Below are 1,687 nucleotides of genomic sequence, written 5' to 3' on the forward strand. Positions count from 1 at the left end.
TCAATGCCATTAATACGGCGGGTATTCAGCGTTATTTTGATAAACCTTGGCATGGGGATGAGTTGATCGCATGTGTGAAGCAATTAGTGACCGAGTTTATTTTTGACAAAGGGCTTGATTATACCCAATGGCATCAAGAGTTAGATCAAACCGTGGTCTTAAATCGATTACGTTCTTAAGGTGCGGTTTCAGCGTGGGACATATCTCTCACGCTGAGCTGATAGTTTGGTTTATTTTTGTTGCGATTTTTCTTGTGGTTCTTGAATCTGATATAAGGTTGTTTGGTGTTCTGCGCAGGTGGTTTCGCAGTTACAGACCTTATCCACACCAACGTTAGACAGCCCACCACAACTTCCTTGGATCGGTTTACGACGAGCCATAACACCAAGGCTCATCAGGATTATCATCAGTAAAAAAAATCCCACAGTGATTAAATAGATCATAACGCCACTCTCATCTATCGATGAATATTAAAAATACGTTGTAATTTATCCAACGTTCTTGGGTTTAGTTTAGTGCTTGAAGCGGAAGAGGTACAGGTAGATTTTTCATGGCAGCAACTATGCGATGCTTTATTGGGAGATGGACGTGCATAGTTTATGTCAGTAATTTCTTGTAGTTGGCTAAAATCTAACGCTTCAATTGGGCAGCGAGGCGGATAAGCAAAAACTTTAAATCCTTTACTAAATAGCGTGGACAACATGGCTTGGCCGATATTTTTAACAACCACAGCTTGAACATTATGCTGCTGTAATAGGTTCAGCCGTGCCGATTTTTTTCCGCAATTTTTTTCTCCACCATCTAATAACGTGGGCATCTCGACGAGTTGTCGTTGCTGATTTTCAGTGTCTATCAGCATAAATGCAGGTGCTTTAGAAAAATGGTTACTCAGTTGATTATCTCGACAGGGAATTGCATAAATCATGATTTATTTCCTTCATCAAATACGATAAGTAATATTGTGCGTTAATTATTAGCATATGCCAATAAGTTTCTGTTTTTTGATACTGAACGGCGTTCTCTTTTACTTGCGAGTCACACGAAAATAACCAATTTTGTTAACAATCTTGAGAGTGTTCAGATTTTTCTTATCATGAGCAATATCACATATCTTAAGTATTATTTTTATCATTTACCCTGTTCTATGATGTCTTCGAGCGATTTTTCCCTCGCGCGGAGAGCTGTCAATCATACGACCTTAGTCTAAATTGTCGACAATTGGCTTGATTGTCGACAATTTGATCGTTTATGTTGTGTTGGTGTTATGGTTGTTAATGGATGGTATGTGTGTTCTTGTTGGTCAGAAAGAAGAAAAGCAACGATGAATCGTGAATTAAACCGCTCCCTAACGAGTGATAAAGAGTACACCAAATCAGAAAGCCTTACTGAATTTCTAATTGAAGCGATTGTGGCGGGCGAGATGGTGCCGGGCAGTAAAATCTCTGAGCCTGAGTTAGCAAAGCATTTTCAAGTTAGCAGAGGCCCATTACGTGAAGCTTTGATGCGGGTAGAAGGGTTAGGGCTTATTGAACGGATCCCTCATGTCGGCGCTCGGGTGATTCAATTTTCTCGTGAGAAGCTGCTTGATCTTTATGCAGTACGTGAAGCATTGGAGGGCATGGCGGCTCGCTTAGCAGCGCGACATATTACCGATATGGAATTAGCAGGTTTAGAAACGTTATTGTCG

General features: G+C 40.5%; 3 protein-coding genes and 1 pseudogene. 2 read left to right on the top strand and 2 right to left on the bottom strand.

The genetic code is table 11. The features are described 5' to 3' along the window. Positions 1 to 179 (top strand): annotated as a pseudogene (locus B7C60_RS18410) (response regulator); the annotation flags it as partial. 51 nt (positions 180 to 230) lie between these two features. Here B7C60_RS18410 and nqrM read toward each other — a convergent pair. Next, positions 231 to 443, bottom strand: coding sequence for a (Na+)-NQR maturation NqrM (nqrM, locus tag B7C60_RS08015; protein WP_099611200.1), 213 nt, complete (start codon positions 441 to 443; stop codon positions 231 to 233). Between the two features lie 14 nt (positions 444 to 457). Beyond that, entirely contained in the window at positions 458 to 925 is a 468-nt protein-coding gene (locus tag B7C60_RS08020; RefSeq protein ID WP_099611201.1) for a NifB/NifX family molybdenum-iron cluster-binding protein, read from the bottom strand. Between the two features lie 396 nt (positions 926 to 1,321). Here B7C60_RS08020 and B7C60_RS08025 point away from each other — a divergent pair. Continuing rightward, a partial coding sequence (locus B7C60_RS08025; RefSeq protein WP_157928691.1) for a GntR family transcriptional regulator occupies positions 1,322 to 1,687 on the top strand: 366 nt, incomplete at its 3' end.

The sequence above is a fragment of the Vibrio fujianensis genome (assembly GCF_002749895.1).
Classification (GTDB): Bacteria; Pseudomonadota; Gammaproteobacteria; order Enterobacterales; family Vibrionaceae; genus Vibrio; species Vibrio fujianensis.